The 1,578-nt window shown below is 58.2% G+C and carries 2 protein-coding genes; both read left to right on the top strand.

Annotated features, from left to right (window positions below; translation table 11 throughout):
* Positions 1-72 precede the first annotated feature (72 nt).
* Positions 73-933: an aminoglycoside N-acetyltransferase AAC(3)-IId gene (gene aac(3)-IId / locus FTV09_RS17680; RefSeq protein WP_000557454.1), complete on the top strand. Its 861-nt coding sequence runs from the start codon at positions 73-75 to the stop codon at positions 931-933.
* 12 nt (positions 934-945) lie between these two features.
* Positions 946-1,488 (top strand): AAA family ATPase, encoded by a 543-nt coding sequence (locus FTV09_RS17675; RefSeq protein WP_000587837.1) that lies wholly within the window; start codon positions 946-948, stop codon positions 1,486-1,488.
* The last annotated feature ends 90 nt before the right edge of the window (positions 1,489-1,578 follow it).

Raw genomic sequence — 1,578 nt, 5'->3', positions numbered from 1 at the left:
TATATCTCGATAGGTATAGTAGAGTGATATCTCGATAGGTATAGTGTTTTGCAGTTTAGAGGAGATATCGCGATGCATACGCGGAAGGCAATAACGGAGGCGCTTCAAAAACTCGGAGTCCAAACCGGTGACCTCTTGATGGTGCATGCCTCACTTAAAGCGATTGGTCCGGTCGAAGGAGGAGCGGAGACGGTCGTTGCCGCGTTACGCTCCGCGGTTGGGCCGACTGGCACTGTGATGGGATACGCGTCGTGGGACCGATCACCCTACGAGGAGACTCTGAATGGCGCTCGGCTGGATGACGAAGCCCGCCGTACCTGGCTGCCGTTCGATCCCGCAACAGCCGGGACTTACCGTGGGTTCGGCCTGCTGAATCAATTTCTGGTTCAAGCCCCCGGCGCGCGGCGCAGCGCGCACCCCGATGCATCGATGGTCGCGGTTGGTCCGCTGGCTGAAACGCTGACGGAGCCTCACGAACTCGGTCACGCCTTGGGGGAAGGATCGCCCGTCGAGCGGTTCGTTCGCCTTGGCGGGAAGGCCCTGCTGTTGGGTGCGCCGCTAAACTCCGTTACCGCATTGCACTACGCCGAGGCGGTTGCCGATATCCCCAACAAACGGTGGGTGACGTATGAGATGCCGATGCTTGGAAGAGACGGTGAAGTCGCCTGGAAAACGGCATCGGATTACGATTCAAACGGCATTCTCGATTGCTTTGCTATCGAAGGAAAGCCGGATGCGGTTGAAACTATAGCAAATGCTTACGTGAAGCTCGGTCGCCATCGAGAAGGTGTCGTGGGCTTTGCTCAGTGCTACCTGTTCGACGCGCAGGACATCGTGACGTTCGGCGTCACCTATCTTGAGAAGCATTTCGGAACCACTCCGATCGTGCCTCCGCACGAGGCCGTCGAGCGCTCTTGCGAGCCTTCAGGTTAGAGGCCGTCGACAATGATAATCTGGATCAACGGACCTTTCGGCGCCGGAAAGACGACGCTCGCTAAGCGGCTGCGCGATCGGCGTTCCAAATCGCTGATCTTTGACCCCGAGGAAATCGGGTTCGTGGTGAAAGAAACGGTCCCCATGCCAGCGAGCGGAGACTATCAGGATCTCCCCTTGTGGAGGGGACTTACGATCGCGGCGGTCAGGGAGATTCGAAGGAATTACTCGCAGGACATCATCATCCCAATGACGCTCGTGCACCCGGACTATCTGACTGAGATACTCGACGGGGTAAGGCGGATCGACGATCAGCTGCTGCACATCTTTCTGACGCTCAACGAGGACCTATTGCGTCACCGGATCGCGAACCAGACCATGCATCCTGACCCGAATCGAAATGCGGAGATTCGAGAGTGGCGATTAGCGAATGTCGCCCGATGCTTGGCCGCAAGGGAACGGCTTCCATGCACAACCCGTGTTCTCGATAGTGGTGCACACACCAGCGATGAACTCGCAGCGATGGTGCTCGACGGAATCGATGGGCGCACCTGATCGCCTTCGACGCCTGCGCAAAGCGTAGCGCGAGGGTGGCGGGCTCACGACCAAACGCCCAGAGGTCGATCATCGCAGGGATGTTTGGCT

The organism is Acinetobacter sp. YH12227, assembly GCF_013417785.1.
GTDB classification, from domain to species: Bacteria; Pseudomonadota; Gammaproteobacteria; order Pseudomonadales; family Moraxellaceae; genus Acinetobacter; species Acinetobacter gandensis.
Note: the sequence above shows the minus strand (reverse complement) of the source record. Positions and strands in the feature narration are given on the sequence as shown.